Genomic DNA, 20101 nt, shown 5'->3' with positions numbered 1-20101 from the left:
TTTCGCCCGGCTAAGTCTGGCCGCCTTTCAGGTTGGAGCGTGAGGAAGAGCCCCGTAGAGATACTTTGCGCTGTTCGCGTGGAGAATCACGACGTTACGGATCAGGGGGTAGGGTGCGGACTGAAATCCAACATATGCGTGAGGCGCTGGCCTCTTACATCGAAGCCACCTACCACCTTTCGAACTCCAAGGTTGTTGATCTTCGGCGCAGTTTGCTGACCCGCGGCGGGATCGCGCAGACCCCCTATATCGAGAGCACACCGGCCTATGTCGGCGACCGGAAGTTTGCCGCCTTGGCGATCGACCCGCAGGTTCGCGCTTTTCTGACCAGCATGGCTGCCAAGGAGTCCGACGAACTCCTTTTTGACCCGCCCTATGAGCACCAAGCGCAGGCGCTCGAACTGGCGGCGAAGCCAGATGCAGGAGGCACCGGGATCGTCGTGACGACCGGGACCGGGTCGGGCAAGACCGAGAGCTTCCTGCTGCCCGTGCTTGCCCGCCTCGCGGATGAAGCCACGCACCGGCCCGATCGTTTCGCGACGCGCGCGGTGCGGGCGCTGCTGCTCTATCCGATGAATGCGCTGGTCAACGACCAGTTGGGTAGGCTGCGGACGCTGTTCGGCGCGACCGCGGTGCGCAAATGGTTCACCGCCGCCGCCAATCGGCCCGCCAAGTTCGGGCGGTATACCGGCCGTACGCTCTATCCGGGGATGCGCGACGGCGACCGCGACCAGAAGCGGCTCAAGACGCTCGAATATTATCTCAAGATCGAGGACGGCGCGCGCAGCGGCAACCCAAAGGATCAGGCGCTGCTGCAGACCTTGCGCGACAAGGGCCGCTGGCCCGGCAAGCCCGACAGCTTCCTCGGGGGCTTCGACGGCTTGCGTAACTGGTACGGCAAGCCCGGCGCGCATTGGGTGGATGGCAATGGCGATCCGCTGCGCGCGATCGAGCGGATCGAGGATCCCGAACTGCTCACCCGGCACGAGATCCAGGCAGCCAGCCCCGACCTCCTCGTCACCAACTATTCGATGCTCGAATATATGCTGTTGCGTCCGATCGAGCGCGACATCTTCTCCGACACGCGCGCCTTCTTCGAGGCGCATCCCGACGAGATATTCTATCTGGTCCTGGACGAGGCGCATCTCTATCGCGGCGCGAACGGCACCGAGGTCGCCTATCTGATCCGTCGGCTGCTCGACCGGCTGGGGCTGCCCGCTTCGCGCGTGGTGTTCATCGCGACTAGCGCCTCTTTCTCGAACGGCGAGGCGGCCGCGAAATTCGTCGCGCGGCTGACAAGCCTTGAGCCCGAGGCGATCACCACGCTCACCGGCGACAAGCTGGCGTTCGCGCCCGCCGCCCCCGCACCCAACGGCCTGGCCAGCGCATTCGCCGCCGTGCCGCTCAACATGCTGCAATCCTCGTTGCCGCGCGATCGCGCCGCCGTCCTCAAGCCGGTCGCGGCGCATTCGTCGGCGACAGGCGCGCCGGTGACGCTGACGCGTACCGACGGCGCGGCGAGCGAGATCATCGTGAGTGTCCATGGGCTCGACGGCGCAGGCAATGCGCTCGTGGAGGAGGTGCTGCTCGCCGCCGCTGGCAGCGCTGAGACCGAACAAGCCTTCCTCGTCGTCGACCATGTGCAATTGACGGAAGGCGGCGTGGCCTTTGCCCGTCGCTTCGAGCTCGGCACAGCGACGGCCGAAGGCTGTATCTGGAAGGAAGACGACCTTCCGGCCGCCCTTGCCGAATTGCTCGGCGACCTGCCGGTGCTCGGGCGGCTGCGCAATATCACCTCGGGCGCGCAACTGGCGAGCGACCCGGTCGTCTCGCCGGGCGCCGCCTGGGCGCTGACCGAGCTTCCGGGCGCGCTGTTTCCGCAAGCCGATGCCGAGACGGGCGCGGCGGCGGTCGACGCGCTGCTTGAACTGGCGTCGCTCGCGAGGCCCAAGCCGGGGGCACCGCCGCTGCTGCCGGCGCGGGTCCATATGCTATTTCGCGGGCTTCCCGGGCTGTGGGCATGCGCCAATCCGCAATGCACCAACATCGCCGAAGCCGAGCGCGGCGGGCCGACGGGCGCGCTCTATGCCGAGGCGCGTCAGAATTGTGGATGCGGCGCGCAAGTCTATGAACTCCATAGCTGCCGCGACTGCGGGTTGTCGGTCGCCCGCGCCAATGTCGGCGCTCCCACCGGGGTCGAGCATCTCTGGCAAGACAATGGACGTGCCTATGCCGGCGACACGGGCGTCATCGAGCCGATCCATGTCTGTCTCGAGGATCCGCTGCCGCAAAAGCCGAACATGGTGCGCGCCGCGTTCCTCGACCTCAAATCGGGGCGGATCGGCGGCAGCGGCGCGTTCAGCCGCGAGGTTTGGCTGCCGCCCTTGATGGGCGCCAAGCTGTTCGAGAAATGCCCGCGCTGCGAAGCCTCGTGCGCCGACACCGCGCCGGGTGGCATCTCTAACCTGCAGACCAAGGGCGAACAGCCCTTCAAGGAACTGATCTCGGTCCAGGTGCTCGAGCAGCCGCCGCGCCCCGAGAGCACCGCGCCGCTGCAGGGCCGCAAGGCCCTGGTCTTCTCCGACGGCCGCCAGACCGCGTCGCGGCTCGCGGGCGAGATGAAGACCTATTCGTTCCGCGACAGCTTGCGGCCGCTGTTGCTCACCGGAATGCAGGCGCTGCGCTCGCCGGTGTTCACCCCGTCGCTCAACGATGCGCCGCTCGCGATCTCGCTCGGCGCCGCCAAATATGGCGTCCGCCTGCGGCCGTCGGGCGACGATGACGGGGCGATGGATCATGCCGGCCGCCGCGCCAACGCGTTGGTCACCAACCCCGACGCCGAAGCGGAGGACTTCCGTTCGCTGACCGTGCAAACCTCGGATCGCACACCTTTATCGGTGTTCCAGAGCATCTATGCGGTGCTGCAGGACGATCATACCGGGCTGTTCCCCCTCGCGCTGGCGATGCTGCGTCCCAGGCTGACCAAGACTGAGGAAAAACAGCTCAAGGATGCGCTCGTGCTTCCGCCGATCGACGGACTCAATGAAGAGATGGCGCGCGCCGCCTTGATCGAGCTCTGGCTATGGCAGGCGATGCGCAAGCACGCGATCAAGCTGCAAAGCAGCTTCAAGAATCTCGAAGGCGCCAAGGGCTCGGCAGGGATACGGCCATGGAACGGCCGGTTCAGCCAGGTGATCGCCAAGCAATTGGGCGATCGCGGCCTCAAGGCATGGGTGAAGGGCGACTATGCGAGCATCTGCGAGCCGGCATTGCGTGCGGTCTTCTCGGACGGCGAGCCCGGCGATTATTTCCTGGCTGCCAGCAAGGTCGCGCTCGATGCCGGCGAGACGTCAGCGTGGCTGCGCTGCGAACGCTGCACCAGCGTTTCGCCCCGCAACGCACTGCTCGGCGATAGCTGCGGCTATTGCGGCGGGACCGCCAAGGTCATCGACCCGACCAGCGATGCCGTGTTCCGTAGCCGCAAGAGCTTCTACCGGCGGCTATGGGAGCGGCTCAGCGATCCCGACGATGCCTATGCGCCGCACCAACTCATCGCCGAAGAACATTCAGCGGCGCTCAACGATAGCGGGCTCGCCAATGCGATGTCGCGCAACGAAGCCTATGAACTGCGCTTCCAAGATATCCCGATCGAACAAGACGGTCAGACCGGGTCGCCCATCGACATATTGAGCTGCACGACGACGATGGAAGTCGGCATCGACATTGGCGGTCTGACTGCGGTCGCGCTGCGCAACGTGCCACCGGGGCGTGCCAACTACCAGCAGCGCGCGGGTCGCGCCGGACGCCGCGGTGCCGGCCTCTCGACGGTGGTGATGTTCTGCGGCGCCGACAGTCACGACCAGAGCTTCTTCCGCGATCCTGCGCCGATCGTCGCGGGCCCCGCGCCCGATCCGATCCTCAATCTCGACAATCCGGTGATCGCGCGGCGTCAGGCGCTCGCGTACCTGATCGGCCGGTTCCAGCAGGACCGGATCGATACCGTCGGCGGCTCGGCCGATGTCTTCTCGTCGCTCGGCAGCGTCGCCGACTTCCTCGCCGGTGCCGATGACGTGTTCTCGCTCAAGGGCCTGACGCAGTGGATCGCGGACAATCGCGACGAGCTCCATTTCGACCTCGAGCGGCTGTTCACCAGTTCGTGCCCGGCGCTCGATGCCGACGATCTGCTCGATCATATGCCCGCGCTGCTCGAATCGCATCTGCTCGTGCCGGTCGAGAGCGTTCCGGCGCCGGCAGCGCCGGCCAAGCCCGCCGATATCGAGGAGGACGATATCGCGGACGAGGATGAGGAGATGGAGGACAGCGCCGACGACGATCACGGCGTCGCGGACAATGGCAAATTGCTCGACCGGCTGTTCGATGCCGGCCTGCTGCCGAAATACGCCTTCCCGACCGATGTCGCGACCTTCAGCGTGTTCGAGGAGACTACCGACCCGTGGAATCCCAAGCGCCGCTACTCGCCGCAGCAAGGGCTCAACGCCGCGCTCAGCCAATATGCCCCAGGCCATGAGGTGTGGGTCGACGGCAAGCGCTATCTCTCGCTCGGCCTCTACTCCGAGCGCGATGAGGATCGCATCGCCGCCTATCGCGCGCGGCAGCTCTATTATCAGTGCCAGTTGTGCAACTACGCCGATCTCAAAAAGCTTTCTGAAGGCTATCCCGAGCAGACGCGCGGTTGCCCCGCGTGCAATGGCCGCGCGACCTTGGGGCCGGCGCGGCGCTGGGTCCGGCCGACCGGCTTCTCGCACCCGCCCACGATCACGGCGCTGCCGCCCGACTTCGACGCCGGCACGCGGACGCGCCCGACCCGCGCCACGCTCGACTCGCTGCAATTCCCCGACGATGCGCGCATCGGCGGCGAGGACTGGCCGATGGGGACACGCTGGGAAGCATGGGGCGATACCAAGACATTGGTCGTCACCAACCGCGGGTCGCTCGACGCGAGCAACTACGCCTTCAACTATTGCGGCAAGTGCGGGCGGATCGAACCCGGCGACTTCGATCCGGCGATGCGGCGGCTGCGCTCGGGCCAGACCCACCCGCGCCCGCGGCCCAACCGGCCGAAAGAACAGGAGGAGTGCGACGGGACGCCGATCAAGATCGTGCTCGGCAACGAGTTCGATACCGACGTCGTCGTGATGCGGCTGGGCCTGCCGCACAATTGGTCGCTCGATCCCGATCGGGCGGCGACCACCATCGCGGCGCGGTCCGCGGTCGAGGCGCTTCGCCGCGCGGCCTGTGCGATGGAGGATCTCGAGCCCAACGATATCGACGGCGACTTCCGCTTCGCGCCGGGCAGTGCCGACCATCAGTTCATCGACCTCTATCTCTACGACCAGGCGGCGGGCGGCGCCGGGTTCGTCAAGGCGGCGGCGCGCGATCCGCACAAGCTGGTCGATGCCGCGCTCGAACTGCTCGACCGCTGCGACTGCGACGACAGCTGCTACCAATGCCTGCGCTCGTACAAGAACCGCTATGATCATGCGCTGTTCGACCGCAGGATCGGTGCCGACCTGCTGCGCGCCGCATTCAAAGGCATGCCGCTGGCGATCGAGCCTGGGCGCGAGGATTATGCCCTCGACCGGCTCGCCGCCGATCTCGAGGAAAGCGGTGCGGCGACCACGCGGCTCGATGGCGGTCTCGCCGACGCGAACGGCAAGATCATCTGTCTCGCCCATCCGTTCGTCGAGAATGTGCCCTGCTCGCCGCGCGCGCGTGCGCTCGTCGAGGGCAAGGATGCAGTCGCCGTCGACATCCTGCTCGTCCTGCGGGCACTGCCGATCGCGTCGAACGAAGCGCTGTCGGTACCGAATGTCGATTTGAACGCCGGCCTCAAGCCCGATCCGAACGGGGTGCCGGAGTTGAGCGCGAAGCAGGTCGTCGGCGGGGACACGGCCGCCGGCGTCGATGCGCCGCGCTTCGCGGTGGCCGATGCAGAGGCCGGCGATTTCCTGTTCAAGCTCGACGCCAATACGCTGTCGGGCAAGGCCGGCGTCGCCAAGGGCACGATGTGCTTGTTCCGGCCCTTTGCCGGCGAACCGACCAAGACCGATATCTATCTTATCCGGCGCAGCGACGGTGAAGCCTTCGGAGCGACACGCGCGAGTTGGACGGTCGGCATGCTCCAGGCGCTCGACAAGGACCAGACGCGTGTCCGCTACCGGGCGGCGTCGCACCATATGGAATGTTCGAGCCAACTCGTGCAGCCATCAAGCGCGCTGGTCGCGGTCGCCCAGTTCATCAGGGCGGTGCATTGATGGCGCATTTCATCCCTCAGATCGACCCCGAGACAATGGAGTTCTGCTCCGAGGCCGACTTCGCGCGGGCGATGCAAAAGCAACTCGGCGAAGGGTATCTAGTGATGCACTCGCTGCCCTGGGTCTTTCCCGCGCGCGACGACATCGACGCGCCAGCGCGCGAGGGCGAGGCCGACTTCCTCGTGCTGCACCGCCAATATGGCCTGCTCATCATCGAGGTGAAGGGCGGCGAGATCACGCTCAAGGGCCGGACTTGGTATCGCCACGTCAAGGCGGGGCTCAAGGAAATCAAAGACCCGGTCAAGCAAGCGCGGCGGAGCTTGTGGGCGCTGAAGAAGCGCATCGAGCTTGTTTGCGGCAAGCCGGTCGCTGAAAAGACCATCATCTCGGTGGCGATCGCCTTCCCGCATTGCCTGTTCAAGGACAATCCGCCGACCGACCTGCCGGCGGATGCGATATTGACGATGGACGATCTCGCATCGATCGAGCCCGCGATCCTTCGCGCCTACAAGGCGGGCGGCGGCGGCAAGCGCGAGTTCTCTGCCCAGGAATTCGACGCGGTGCGCCGGGCGCTCGCTCCCGAATTTCGCGTCTATGAGCCGCTGCGCGTCGGCGTCGATGCTGCCGGCGAGACGCTTGCCCGGCTGACGCGGCAACAATTGCAGGTGCTGCGCGGCTTCGACGCCAACGCGCGGGCGATCATCGAGGGGGTCGCGGGCTCGGGCAAGACCCTGCTCGCGATGCAGCGCGCCCGGTCACTCGCCACAACCCGCAAGGCGGTTCTGTTCACCTGCTTCAATGCCGAACTGGCCAAGTGGATACGCGAGGAGATGGGCAACGATCTCGTTGAGAATGGCGGCAAGATCACGGTGCAGAATTTCCATCGGCTGGCGTCGGACCTGTGCAAGGCGGCCGACATGGATTTCACCGTCAACCAAGGGGATGCTGCGCGCTGGTGGGACGAAAAAGCGCCCGACCTGCTCGCCGAGGCGGCACTGGATGTCTATGGCGGCGAGCCGCCGTTCGATGCGATGGTGGTCGACGAAGCGCAGGATTTCTCACCCTCCTGGTGGGACGCGCTCGAATATCTGTGCGATCGCAAGGGTGCCGTCTGGGCCTTTCTCGATAAGGCGCAGAGCCTGCGGCGCGATCCGGTCGACCCTCCGCTGGACGGCGCTTTCCGCTTCTCGCTCGACGTCAATTGTCGCAACACACGGCGGATCGTCGCCTGCGCCAATGCGGCGACCGATGTCGCCAGCGAGCCGTTCGAACTGGCGCCGCTCGGACGGCCGCCCAAGCTGATCGTACCGCAGACCCCGACCGCGATCAGCGGGCTGGTCCAGCAGGAAGTGCGGTCGCTGCTCAAGGAACACCGGCTCGAGCCACGTCAGATCGCCATCCTCGGTCCGGCGAGCAAGGCGAAGGGGCCGCTCGCCACAATCAGCGCGATCGACGGCGTCCCGTTGATCGACGACGCATCGCAGTGGCGCGACGGCAAAGGTATTTTGTGCAGCACCGCCCGCAGCTTCAAGGGGCTCGAAGCGGATGTCGTCATCCTTTGCGATTTCTCGGGGCTCGGGAATCTGTTCACGGTCAGCGATCTCTATGTCGCGCTGACCCGCGCGCGTTCGCATCTCGTCATCGTCGCGCATGATCGTACGGCCAAGGAGAGCCTAGACGCGGCGCTCGCGGCGGCAATCGCGACGGGTGCCGACGAATGAGCATGATCGACGCCTGGAGCGACGCGATCGGCTTGACTGCGGACGAAGCGGGGGCACCTTCCGTTGCCACGGTCGTCGAGCATGTCCGGGCCGCGGTCATAGAGGCCGGGTTCGTCAGCAGGGGGCGGATCACCAGCGGGCTGAAGGAAGCCTATCGCCCGCTTGGCGTGGACGCGGCCCTGATGCGCCAGAGGATGGACGCCGCGATCCACCTGATGTTGCTGAGCGGCGATCTCGAGGAACATGCGACCAGCGCGGGACGGGGCTATGCGGGCACGCCGTCCAGATTGATCCACTGGGACGGTGATCGCGTCAGCCTGCTCGGCACCAGCAACGATGGGATCGGCCTGGTCCGCCAATTTCCGGCGGACGCGCCGCCCAATGATGTCGTGAGGATCCCGCTCGCGGACGAGCTTGGCCGTCCCGAGTGGCGCAACGCGCTTGTCGAGCTTGGCGCTGCCGATGCGCCCAACGGCGATGCGCGGGCGCTGTTCGCTTTCTCGCAGGCGCTGGCAGCAAGCGGCGAGCGTTATTCGCTCGACGAACCAAATGCCGTAGCCGTGGTCAGCGGCCGCGCCGATTTTTTCGGGCGCGCCGATCCCGCCCCATCGGGACGCTGGCGCAGAGTTGAGGCTGACGGTTGCTATCCGGCGGCGATCCGCACCGGATACACGCTCAAGAATGTCGTGCTGCACGTTGCCGGCAAGGACACGACGCTCTGGCAACCATCGTCGCGCGATATCTGGCGGTGGATAGTTGTCGGTCAGACCTTGGCGCTAGGCGATCCCGTGTTGCGCTATGACCAGGCGAGCGGCGTGCTCGATTTCCTGACTCCTCCGCCACGCCAGGCGGAGCGCGCCGCATTGATCGCGGGCGAGCAGCAGGCACCTTGGTCGTGGAAGCTCGATTCCAGCGCCCATGCGGTGATTGCCGCGCTCATGGGTTGTCTGCGCTAGGTGCCTTGGGCACCACCCAAAACAACTTCGGCGGTTTCAGTTTCGCCACCTCGGCGAGCGCGGCCTCGAGTCCCTCTAGCCGCGCAAGGCGTGCCTGCCACGCACGGTCGGACAGTGCCAACATTAGGTCCGCGCCACGTACGACGGCCCGGTTGAACTCAAGCTTGGCATCGAGCGCCGCCGCGACGTTGGCCTCGGCCTGCGCGGCGGTGGCAAGATTGTCGGCATCAGCTTGGGCGGCGAACAAGCGGGCCGGCACCGCTCGGCGCGCCGCCTGCTGGGCGCGCCCGAGGCTTTCGCCGCCGATCGCGGTCAACTGGCGCATCGCCGCAGCGCGGGCAGCGCGCAATCGCGCTTCGGAAAGCATCGAGCGGCGGCGGGCGAGCTGGCGCGCACCAATGCCGTCATGCACGGGATCGAACACCGCCGTTTCCGCATCGGCCACGACCAATTCGTCGCCATCCTCGACCAAGGTTGCGAACAGCATTTCGGGTGGGCTCAGGTCGATCATCCAGCGGCGATCGGCCTGAAACTGCGCGAGTGCGATCCGTGCAATGGCAGTGCGCGCATCCTGCTCGGCCTTCGATGCATTGGAGTCGCCTAGGCCGAGAATCGCATCGGGATCGAAGGAAAACGCGTCGCGAAGATCGAGTTCGCTGACCGCGATCAGCAATCGGCGATTGGCCCAACGCAGGATTGGGTGGCCATCGGGATATTCGACGATGAACTCCGTGCTCATGTCCGCAGCCGGTGCCTGCTTTTCGAACGCGGTGACGGCGCCATCATGGATGCTGCAGCCATGATCGAAGAAATTAAGCCGGCGCTTGGCGTCGTCATTCTGGACGACATTGGTGCGTGGTGGGCATTCGATCGCCGTCCGCCGCGAGATGAAGGCCTGGCGATACCAACTGTTGCGCGTGTCGATGTCAGGGATAGTCAGATCGTCGCAGCCGGGCTTGGTCTTGTACCACATCGTTTTGAAGCGCTGGTCGCCATCCTGCCCGCCACGGACATCGAGAAAGTCCTCGCGTGCAAGCTTGATCATCATCTCGGCCGCGCGCTCTCGCATTAGATACCAGTTCCAAGCGAAGCCCTCGACCGGGGCCAGAGGCGCGGCGTAACGGCGCCCACGGAACCTGGCGTCGCAGCGGGTCGCCAGCGTGGTGCGCGGAGTCGGGGGCAACGTGGTGGTCTCGAGCCATGCGTCATAGGCCTCGCCGAGCGACCTCGCCTGCTTTGCCGCATTCCCCCAAGTTGCGCCCGACACGCCGTTGGCCGCACCGGCGATCGCGTCGCTGATTTGCGCCCACTCGGATTCGTCGAACACTTCGCTGCGTAGAAAGACGCCAGTGCCCTCCAAGACGGTCAGGATGCTGTTCTCGATAGAGTTTTCGACAACAATCGGCGTGATGGCGATCCGGCGGTTCGCTGGCAGCCCCTTCGTGCCCAGCCGGTCGATGCGTCCGATCCATTGCTGAATGTCGGGCGGTGACCAGGGCAGCGCGAAAAAGATGATCTCGTCGGCAAACTGCAGATTGTGGCCCTCGCGCGCCGCGTCGGCGGCAACGAGGACTTTGGCCTCCCCGCTGATGAAATCGTCGAGCGCTTCCTTGAGCAGCGCGACCTGCATTTCGAGTTCTTCGGCGGCACCGACCGTCCGGCGTTTTCGCGCGACCTTCATGTCGGTCAGCTTCTCAATCGCATCGCGCAGATAGTCAGTGGTGGGATTGTCTTCCGCAACAACCACGGCGCGGCCGTTGGGGCTTTTGGCATGAAAGAGGCGCAGATGATCGATCAGCGCATCTAGCTTGGCGTCGCCAGGTTCGTCGCGCAAACAGGTGTCAATCTGCCGCCAAGCGGCCTGGAGGTCGGGCGTCGACCGCCGCAGCGTTGAGAGGCGATCGCGTAGAGATTGCGGGCTGCGCCCCGCGACCTGAAGCAACGCCTCTCGGCGAATATCGAGATTGGCACGCCGTGCGGCGTCGAGATAGGAGCGCGTCCCCCGAGCGCGTTCGACATCGCCATCGGTCGGGGAAAGCCTAATCGGCTGGTAATTGCGCTTCGGCAGCGCGTCGGGATAATCGGTGCGCGCGGTTCGGATAAGCCGGCGGTAGAGGCCGAACGCCTCTTCCACGCCACGGCGTTTTACCGCGTCTTGCAGATCGGCATTCCATTTTTCTCGCGCGCGCGCTTCGCGCTCGGCAAGAACCTTCAGGATGTCGCGGTCCTCGGCGCGGGCAATGCGATCGGCCTCAGGTTCGAGTAGCGCCATCAACTCGCGACGCGTCCGCGCCTGATGCAGCGCGGGTGTCGCGGTCAGGGCGATGACATTAGGAACCGTCCGCGCCGCAATGATAAGATCCTCGCGGACCTGCACCTGCAGCTTGGTGAATTCGTCGACCAAAAGGAGGTCGATGCGGTTGGCGACGATGCGGCCCCCAGCGAGCAACCTGCTCGGCCGCACAAGCCGCATTACCAGATTGCCGTGGACACCGCCTTCGTCGCCGCTCTCGAGCGCGAGCACATGGCCGCGGCACAACAACTCCTCTTCCCATTGCGACACCAGGTCGTCGGGCACGACCAGCGCTGCAGTCAGTGGGCGCGGGCTTTGGGCGGCGAGCGCGCGCATGACCATGATTGCCTGGATAGTCTTGCCGAGCCCGACTTCGTCCGCGAGCAGCCAGCGGCACGCGGTCCCGGTCAACATCCGGTGCACGCTGTCAATCTGATGGGTGTAGGCAACGGCGCCGACGCCTAGTGCGCCGAGTAAGGCCTGATCGCGATCGAGTCGCCGCGCCGCAGCGTGGATGCCGAGCAGGACGCGGTGAAAGTCGCTCATGCCATGGCCCCCGCGATCGTGGGCCCAAGCCGCAGCGCAGCATAGCGCGTTGCGCGCGACACGAAGGGATCGTTGGCGAGAATATGGACGGTGGCATCGACATTGTCGCAAACGGCCGGTGACAGCCAGAGTTGGAGCGCGCCGGCAGCGGCTTCTGGCGTGAGGTGTCCGCGCGGTAGTGCGTAATTCCTGGTCCAGGCGGCCAAATCCTCGGCGAGTTCGGCGATGCTCAGGTCGGCATAGCTGCGCCGTGCGAGGAGGCGGCCACCGTCGCTAGGCGCCAACTGCCGGACCAAAGCAGGACGGCGGATCGCGCGCAGCGCTTCCTTGCTGGCGCTCTCCCAGTCCTCTGGCGGAGCCCCAAAATCGAAATCGTCCTCGACGCCCAATAATGAACCCGCGTCATGCAAGTCGGTGACAGCCTCGGAGAAGGCGGCATTGAGCGCATCGTCCATCGCACCATCAGCGGGCACGGCGTTGGCGATCGGCCACTCCGGGTCGAGCAGTCGAGCATGATGCGCGAACGCGCGCGCGAACACCGACGCCTCATCGACGCTAGCCTCTGCGGGCACGCTGGCTAGGCCGCGGGCGACGGCAATGTGCCAAAGCGAAACGTGCGGATCAGTCGGGCTGTCTTGGCTAGCCTGCTCGGCGAGCGCCCAGGTACGCCCGCACAGGTCGACGACCAGCGGGTTCTCAAATTGGCGCACGATGTGTCCCTTGGCACCGATAGCGGACAGGGTCGTGCATCGTGCGCGCGCCCAGGCGATTCGCCCTCGGGCGATATCGCCGACCCCCTTGCCTTGGTCGAACATCCGGCGGGACCCGACGTCGGTGCCCCACTGCGCGGTGAAGTCGCCATAGTCGAACACATTGGAACTGAAGATTTGTAGCGTGTCGGCGAGACGGCCGTCAGACAGCAGCAGGCCGTAAGCTTTCGCACCACGGGTTGGCGCGGCAACAGCATTTACCGGCACGAATCGGTGCGGAGCATGCGCGGTCGCCTCGACTAGCGTGGCGGTGAGGTCGCCACCCACCAGATGCGGTCCATCCTCGTGCCATTCGACCGAGGCAGGTGCCCGCTCGAGCGCAATTGCTAATGGGCGCGCTCGTCCTATTGCCAGGTGCAGCAGCCCCTTGCCTGCTTCGAGCAGTTTGGCGCGGACGGTATCGTCATAAAGCGGACTGAATAGCTTTGAGCTTGCCGCAATCGTCGTCGGCAGCGCGGTGAGTTCATCACGCCCGCGGGCGATCAGGCGTCCGTTGATTTCGAGATCGGCGGTGACGGTTACATTGACGAGCGGCAATCGGCTTTCGACACGAATCCGCAACCGCTGCTCAATCAGTGCTTCGAACGCGCTGTCTCGCTCGAACAGCACGAAATCGGCGACGGCTTCTTGGGCGGGAGGCGCTATTTCAGCACGCAGCCCGGGCCGGCCGGCGATGTGTCCATTGGCCGCGAGCCGCTGAGGCACCACGTCAGTATTCGCGTCCGCCCCATCGCTGTAGATCAGGAACGGACGGTCGGGGCGGACCACGCCTTGCGGTGCGCCGATCGCGTCGATCGGATGCCGCGCATGCATGGCACGGCGCTGCGTGGCGAGTAGGTCTTCCCCCGTCAGGATCGCCCGGTCCGCGGGGTCGGATAGATTTGCCTCGAAAAAACGATAGCCGCCGGCTGTGCCCAACTGCTTGAGTCCATCCAGGGGCGCGGCGTCGATCCGCCGCCCAAGCCAAGCATAGCCGGTGGCGCCGCTTAGCACACCGAAGCGCTGCTCCGCGTGGGTGCGCTCTTCGTTGACGTCGAATAACAGGGTAGCGGTCCAGTCGATGGTCCTGCTGGCAAGCGTCGCGGCGATGTCTGTACCGGCACCGAAAATTTCCGCTGCTTCGGGATAGGCGGCATCTTCTTCCTGGGGCACCGCCTGGCGTGAGATGGCAAAGGGACCGGCACCGAGTGCTGTGTCAGGATGGAGAAAGCTGCCCGCGCCCCACAGGCGCGGCCTCCAGCCGGCGGACCGGGCGATACCGCGCGCTTCGTCATAGATGGCGGGCGGCAGCGCCGGCCAACTCGCAAAGAGATGCACCCCGGTCGGATCGAGCAACAGCGCGAGACGACCAAAAGTCTGCCCGGCCGCAATGGGCAGTTTCGCGGTCCGCCCACGCATCCGGGCGGCCCGCGCCGCGAAGAACGCTTCGGGGTCGGTCGCAACCGCTTCGCGTAGTCGCGTATAGGTCCCCTGTGACAGGAGTGTTCCGCGGTTGTCGGTGAGGAGGGCGGACAGCACGCGCGCGCTCGGCCCTTCAAAACGGAGCCAATCGATAAGCCGGGCACCCTCAGCTGCGCTCGCCCAAGCGCGCAAGCTAGAGAAATTGGTCGTGCGTCCGGGTCCCGGCAGCGAGGCGACGGGCGCGCGAGCAATCAACCGGCAAATTGGTCCAACCAGATCGACCGGCAGAAGCGCATTGGCGATCGGCCAGGCAATGATAGAAAAATGATTGCTGAAAGCACTCTCACTGGGGCGGGACAGACCATAACGCTTGGCCTGTACTTCGAAGATTTCGGCAACACGTTGGCGCTGGGTGATGCTTACGGTGAGTCCAAGGGCCTCGCTAAACTTCGGCCAAAAAACAGTCCCGACGCCCTCGAAGCGAAATCCGATCTCGGCTGCGATTGCGCAGACAAACAGCGGCGCACGGGTAAGGAGGATATCGAGATCATGCAAAGCCGCGAGGGGGGTGATCTCGTCGAATTTTCCGGGCCATATCAGCGCGTCATCGACCGCTTCAATCAGCGTGACATCAACCGTGTTTCTCTTGTTCAATGCGACGATTGACGCTTTGAGTTGACGCTCGAGCGCATCAATCTCGCTCAGGCTCAACATCGACTGATTACCGTCACGCTGACGCTTCGCCAACATAGTGACTGCACGAAATCAAGCATCGGGTTTCGAGTCGATGAAGGGGCTCTCGTTGGCGGCCCAATAAGGTTCATAGAGGCTCAACAATTCGGTCGGTCGCATCACGCGTAGCCCAAATGCCGCTAAACGCTCACGGTGCTTCCAGAAAGTTGTTCGATCGGTCGTCAACACGACCGGAACATTAGCGAATATGGCGTGCCCGGCAATCACCCTGTCACCATGGTCGGGTAGAAAGGACAGGGGGCCATTGGTCAAAAACATGTCCACGGCGCGAACGAGGCCGAGCCCCGTGAGTAAAACAGAAGATACCGAATCGAGGTTATCTGCTTTCAGCAACCCGGCCGCTACCCCGGGGAATGAATCGCAGGATTTTTCTTCGAGAAACCCGTTTATAAAGTGATTAATTCCCTCAAGCCGCTCTAATCTATTCCCACGTGTTTTACGGATCTCTGTCAGACTGTGGTCACAAACTAACCAAGGATAACCGCCGCGGTACTCAAATCCCTTATAGAGGGTGCCGAGATCTAGAAGATCGCTCGCAAGTTCATAGCCGTATTGGTCACGAAGAGCCTTTATAGATTCATCATCCCACGCGACAACGTCATTCTGTTCAAGCTTTCTGTCGATCCAATCGAGATTCTGCAGAACACATGTGTCAAGAAGCTGAGGTTCCGGGGGCGATATGATTGTTGTCATTCTTTCCACGGTGAGCCTTTGCACAGATCGCTTCTAGATCCGCTCATCGTTAACCAGTCGGCCTAAATCGGAAGGCTGAACTGGCCGTCAGCATCGGCGTGAAGACTCGCGCGAACGCTCATCGGTCCCAAATCGGCCAAGGCTTGCAGTGTTTCTTCTCGCCGCGCGCGCTTGCTGAGCCAGCGGTGCCGCCAGGCCGCTCCAATGTCAGCCGAGGTCGGTGCATCCAACGCGGGCTTGCCCAGCCCGACGAGGGCGGCGCGCGCGCCGGGGCTCAGTTCACAACCATAGAAAATACGCGGCGTGGCGTGGTGGAGAATCGAGTCGCTTTTCAAGCCTAGGGCATCCAGACCTTCGCGGATCTGACGCAGCCGCGGGCTGGTGCCTTCACCAAACCGGTTGTTGACGCGTCGCGAGTCATGCCGCGCCATCGCCATGCTTCTAAGCGCTTGCGCCGTCTCGCCCCCGAGGTGCAGCGTTCCGAACCCGCCGGTGAGGCTTTTCCCGATGGCACCCCATTTCACGTCGTGAGGCAGGCCGGAGTGATCCTGCGCCCGCAGGACTAGGCGATTGTACTGGCTCGAACCGACCCCATACAGGCTGGTCGTGGTAAGGATGCGCAGGTCCGCAGGTTTCGAAATGATCCGACCAGCCATCTGGGAGGCGATGACGCTGGTCTGGCCGCCGTAGCGTCTCGCATACGCGTCACGCGCCTCTTTGGAGGTCAGCATCAGCGCGACCAGCTTGCCCCCCAGCAGTTCGTTGTAGGGGTGGACAGCACCGCAAATGCTGACGTCCGCGACTTCGCTGGACAGCCCGGCCTTTCGGAACTCCGCGAGCGCGACGTCGACCGCGCGCTGGCCGCTTGGCGTCGTGAACAACTGGTCCAAGGCTGCAACAGGATCGCGAGTCAGACCAGCACTTCGGAACATGCCTTTGGCGAACAGCAGTTGAGCCAGGCTCTCCGCGCGCTTGCGAACAAACAGAAGATCGTCTGATGCGGCGCGCCAGTCTGAGTCCGGCTGCGCACTCTTCAGTTCGCCGCGATGGGGCTTTACCTGACCACCCAGATCGCGATGAGTCTCGTAGTGGGCGCGCAATTGCTGTTCACGGGCGAACGCCGCGCCAGCTGCTTTCTGCTCAAGCCTCAGGGCGACAGTTTCCGTCGGTTCGACGATCTCGTCGGAACTTGCCAGATCATCCCAGCGCACCGCAGCGATGGACGCGTCAATGCGATCCAGCAGAGACGCGCCGAAGGCCGCTGCATCCCACACGCCGGAGCGGACGCGTTCCTCGGCGGCGTCCCGGAGCCAGCCGATCCATTGATCACGCGCGGTCAGCCGCATGACGGGGCTGGCGAGCATGGCGATTCCGATGATGGGTCGGCGCGGCCGTGCTGCGTTGCGGATCAGCACGAGCATCTGACGGCCTGGGATCGAGCGATATTCGTGGGCCCAGGTGTGACGGAAGTAGCGCCAGATATCGATCAGAGGTAGGCCAGTGTCCGGGCATTTGGCCCCGGCTTCAGCGACCTCCACGACCGGGTCGATGATGCCTTTCAGAGCAGCGTCTCGCTCGACGTCCGGCAGCCCTTCAATCGCTCGCAGGTCTTTGGCCAAGGCAGCGCCGTCGTCGATAAGGTCGATCACCGATGCGCGATTGCCGGATCGAAGCGACCGCTTCTCCACCCGGATGAGAAACTGCCGAACGGACGGTTCCTGGAGCTGGCGCAGGCGGGCGCTCTGCAAGGCCGCGCGGACGCGCACCTTGATGTCGTCGACGGTTTGTTCGCCCTTTCTCGCTATTCCGGGCGGCTGGAAGGTGATGCGGTCGGATTCGATGGCGACTTGCCAGCCCTGCTCGCAAAGATCGGCCACGAGAAGACAGACCGCCCGCAGCTTTATGCTGTCGCCGTCATCGATGTATCGGCGGGCGAGGGCGCGCAGCTCGTCGGCGAAGCTGGGCGGTAATGCTGCGCCGGCGTTGAGAAGGTCGTGCAGTTGCTTGCGTTCACCCGGCGCAAGGAAGGGTGAAAACGCACGCAGTCGGCCCGGACCAAAAAGCTTCTCGTCAGTCGACACCCGCACTCCAGAATCGAGAGGGCCGCGCGAAGCGGCCCTCCCTATCATCGCAAAAACGATGCGCTTCGGCTAGGCGGGATCGTCTTGCCACGCAAGCGGCCCGACGTCTTGGGCATCGCCCAGGCTGAGGTGGTCGGACAACATGCCCAGCGCCAGATCGAGCCGGCGGGACCAGGAGATCAGCTGCGCCTTGTTCCGCTCCTCCGCTTCGTCAGCGCCCTCGAGCATGACATCGCCGAGCGAAAACAGCAGAATTTCAAGGGCTGAGCGAAGCTCCGGCGTCGACACCTCGCCGTCGTATATCTCCTCGTAGAAGCGATGGGCCGTGTTCAGATGCAGGGCGCGCGAGCCTTGCTGCCGGTCAACGCGGAAGAAGGGCTGACCGGCGAGATGTTCGAAGCCGACCCGGTAGGGCGATACGCGCAAGGCCAGATCCCACTGAGGATTCCCATTGCCGCCGTCTCCCATGGCGCTGGCGATGCTCATCGCCCTCTCTGACAGACGCCGCTCGCCGGGGGGCGGGGACAAAGCCTCCAGCCGACGCGCCATCTTGGCGTCCTTGACCTTGTTTCGAAGCTGTTCGATCGCCTTGGGCAAGCCGGCTTCGCGCAAACAGTCCCATATGAACGGGGAGACCGTGACCTGCTGCTTGGAGGTCGTCACGCCGAACGCCTCGTCCAGGGTCGCAGAGAACTCGACCTCGACCTTGATGTAGCGATCGTTGTTGATGAAGCTGGTCCAGGGCGTCCGGGTCTGCACGTCGATCAGGCGCCCGTTCCGGCTGAAAATCAGGCCGTGGAAATCCTTCAGGATCGAGAATCGGGCATTCGCGTTCAGGCCCACCGCGTCCCGGCTCTTGTCGATCGAGCCGAAGCTCGGCGGCAGCCAAGCGTATCGAAGGGTGATGGCGCCGAGGTAGGCGTCCGTCTCGGGGTCGCGCACTTCGATCCGGACGGGGTCAAACGGCTGGGCGCGATCTTCGTCGAGAGCCCCGAGGTGAAAGTCGGGCGTCAGGAAAAGCGGGTCGATTGGTTCGACATAGGCGCCATCGACGTATAAGGCCGCTTCACCGCGCAGCTTGTGATAGGTGACGCCGAATTGCCGACACAGGTTCTCGCGCAATCCCTGGGTGGTCAGCCATTCGAGCCGGTCCAGTTTCTCGATCAAGATGATGGTGCCGGACCTGAAGCCGTCGGGGTAGGTCGCGGCGATGTGACGTTTCACGAACGCCGGCAACTCGCCCAGCCTTGGTTCGGGGACGATGATGTCACCGGATGCATCTGTGTACTCGCCGGCCGTGATCGCATCGAGATCGAGCGTGACGGAGTGAAATCCGCCACCTGGGACCTGCGAGATCACGGTGAACCGCCGACCCAGGCTTACGGACGAACAGGGCAGGCCGTAGCCGTATCGACCGAGGCCGAGACGGTCGTTTTCTCGGTGGGTGCCACCCCACATCACCGCCATCCGGATCATATCCGGCTCCATGCCGTGACCGTTGTCGACAACGGCCAACTGCACCGGCTTCTTGTTGGAGGCGGTGCCTTCGTAGCCGAACAGGACATCGACCCGATCGGCATAGGCCTGCAACGCGTTGTCGATCAGTTCCGCGATGGCGTCGCCGTTGCTGCGATAACCGAGATCGCGAATTCCCCGGACAAAGGCCTCCGGCACCATCAGGCCGAAGCGCGAGCGACGGGTTCTATCTGCATAGGCTCGTTGGGCTGCGAGGACCGGGCCAAAGCCCGCTCCCCTCAGCGACTGGGTGTCTTCGGACATGGGATCAGGCCGCCGCCCGCCACTCGGCGCAGAACACCTTGATCCGACGTCCCAGCACGAAGCGGCTCAGGCGAACGTCGGCGGCGGCGGCCTCGAGCGGCTCGTCGTTCAGGTGGATCAGGCGCATCGCCCGGGCCACCTCCGGGGCAGCATGACGCAGCGTATCGTCGATCTTGCGCCGATCCTGAAGCCGCTGGACGATCGTGGCCGCATCCGGGTCGGGAAGCAGGTTGAAGTCCAGGGACCGCTCGGGGCCGTCGCCAGCCATGCAGCGTTCGATCGTGTCTTCATCGACGATCCTGCCGATGTCTTCTGCGGCGACACGATGTCGATGAACCAAGGCGTTCGACCGCGTCCGATGTCCGGGCGGGCTGTAACTCGCCCGGACCGCGCGGATCGCCGCCAGCACGGCGCGGCGGAAGAGGGGCTTGCCGCCCAGCCTCGCGAGGGCGCCCGGATCGGACTGAAACAGTTCGACGAACGCCTGGCTGAAGATGTCCTCGTGCAGATCCTCGGGCAGATCCCGGCACCGGGCTAACGAGAGCCGCCTGGAATATCGGCGGGCTTCGCGGCCGAGGCGCGCCTGGTGGTAGGGTTGGCCGGTCAGGGCCGCCTTGATCAAGTCGCCAAGGGTCACGGTCGAGACGCCGTTCATGACGGAGTCCTCCTTTCACTGCTGTTGCCTTCAAAATCAGCTTGAAGGCCGTTGCAGCGTCCGGGGGACATGGCGGCTCATGGCCGCGCCTACTCTGGTTTCGAGCTGTACGCTTTACTGATGCCACCCTAGCAGCCGGATGTAGGCCCGACCAGCCAGGTTGGCCCGGGAGCGCCGA

9 protein-coding genes are annotated in these 20101 nt (G+C 64.6%); 3 read left to right on the top strand and 6 right to left on the bottom strand.

Annotated elements, in window-relative coordinates:
- The first annotated feature begins 134 nt into the window (after positions 1 to 134).
- Genes ABN401_RS07740 through ABN401_RS07730 form a run of 3 tightly spaced genes read left to right on the top strand, consistent with a single transcriptional unit; the run spans position 135 to position 8952 of the window.
- Positions 135 to 6275: a DEAD/DEAH box helicase gene (locus tag ABN401_RS07740; RefSeq protein WP_349684264.1), complete on the top strand. Its 6141-nt coding sequence runs from the start codon at positions 135 to 137 to the stop codon at positions 6273 to 6275.
- Positions 6275 to 7996 (top strand): NERD domain-containing protein, encoded by a 1722-nt coding sequence (locus ABN401_RS07735; protein ID WP_349684263.1) that lies wholly within the window; start codon positions 6275 to 6277, stop codon positions 7994 to 7996. The genes ABN401_RS07740 and ABN401_RS07735 overlap by 1 nt, the downstream gene beginning before the upstream one ends.
- Positions 7993 to 8952: a hypothetical protein gene (locus tag ABN401_RS07730; RefSeq protein ID WP_349684262.1), complete on the top strand. Its 960-nt coding sequence runs from the start codon at positions 7993 to 7995 to the stop codon at positions 8950 to 8952. Before ABN401_RS07735 ends, ABN401_RS07730 begins: the two co-directional genes overlap by 4 nt.
- Here ABN401_RS07730 and ABN401_RS07725 read toward each other — a convergent pair.
- The 6 genes from ABN401_RS07725 to ABN401_RS07700 all read right to left on the bottom strand — a co-directional run bounded on the left by ABN401_RS07725 (position 8933) and on the right by ABN401_RS07700 (position 19923).
- Positions 8933 to 11791, bottom strand: a complete 2859-nt coding sequence (locus tag ABN401_RS07725; RefSeq protein ID WP_349684261.1) for a helicase-related protein — start codon at positions 11789 to 11791, stop codon at positions 8933 to 8935. The genes ABN401_RS07730 and ABN401_RS07725 overlap by 20 nt on opposite strands.
- Positions 11788 to 14676, bottom strand: coding sequence for a hypothetical protein (locus ABN401_RS07720; RefSeq protein ID WP_349684260.1), 2889 nt, complete (start codon positions 14674 to 14676; stop codon positions 11788 to 11790). Before ABN401_RS07720 ends, ABN401_RS07725 begins: the two co-directional genes overlap by 4 nt.
- A 51-nt stretch (positions 14677 to 14727) precedes the next feature.
- Positions 14728 to 15432, bottom strand: a complete 705-nt coding sequence (locus ABN401_RS07715; protein ID WP_349684259.1) for a hypothetical protein — start codon at positions 15430 to 15432, stop codon at positions 14728 to 14730.
- A 38-nt stretch (positions 15433 to 15470) separates the two neighbouring features.
- Complete coding sequence (locus ABN401_RS07710) at positions 15471 to 17489, bottom strand: Druantia anti-phage system protein DruA (RefSeq protein ID WP_349684258.1); 2019 nt, start codon at positions 17487 to 17489, stop codon at positions 15471 to 15473.
- Positions 17490 to 17558: 69 nt separating this feature from the next.
- Positions 17559 to 19268: an ATP-binding protein gene (locus tag ABN401_RS07705; RefSeq protein WP_349684257.1), complete on the bottom strand. Its 1710-nt coding sequence runs from the start codon at positions 19266 to 19268 to the stop codon at positions 17559 to 17561.
- A 4-nt stretch (positions 19269 to 19272) separates the two neighbouring features.
- Complete coding sequence (locus ABN401_RS07700; RefSeq protein WP_349684256.1) at positions 19273 to 19923, bottom strand: hypothetical protein; 651 nt, start codon at positions 19921 to 19923, stop codon at positions 19273 to 19275.
- Positions 19924 to 20101 lie beyond the last annotated feature (178 nt).

The organism is Brevundimonas aurifodinae (genome assembly GCF_040195595.1).
GTDB lineage: Bacteria > Pseudomonadota > Alphaproteobacteria > Caulobacterales > Caulobacteraceae > Brevundimonas > Brevundimonas aurifodinae.
This window is presented reverse-complemented; position numbering and strand designations above follow the sequence as displayed.

What these genes read in the sequence shown, in the direction of transcription:
- ABN401_RS07730 (WP_349684262.1), top strand. Translation starts at nt 7,993, where the DNA reads ATGAGCATGATCGACGCCTGGAGCGACGCGATCGGCTTGACTGCGGAC.
- ABN401_RS07700 (WP_349684256.1), bottom strand. Translation starts at nt 19,923, where the DNA reads ATGAACGGCGTCTCGACCGTGACCCTTGGCGACTTGATCAAGGCGGCC.
- ABN401_RS07705 (WP_349684257.1), bottom strand. Translation starts at nt 19,268, where the DNA reads ATGTCCGAAGACACCCAGTCGCTGAGGGGAGCGGGCTTTGGCCCGGTC.
- ABN401_RS07735 (WP_349684263.1), top strand. Translation starts at nt 6,275, where the DNA reads ATGGCGCATTTCATCCCTCAGATCGACCCCGAGACAATGGAGTTCTGC.
- ABN401_RS07720 (WP_349684260.1), bottom strand. Translation starts at nt 14,676, where the DNA reads ATGTTGAGCCTGAGCGAGATTGATGCGCTCGAGCGTCAACTCAAAGCG.
- ABN401_RS07740 (WP_349684264.1), top strand. Translation starts at nt 135, where the DNA reads ATGCGTGAGGCGCTGGCCTCTTACATCGAAGCCACCTACCACCTTTCG.
- ABN401_RS07725 (WP_349684261.1), bottom strand. Translation starts at nt 11,791, where the DNA reads ATGAGCGACTTTCACCGCGTCCTGCTCGGCATCCACGCTGCGGCGCGG.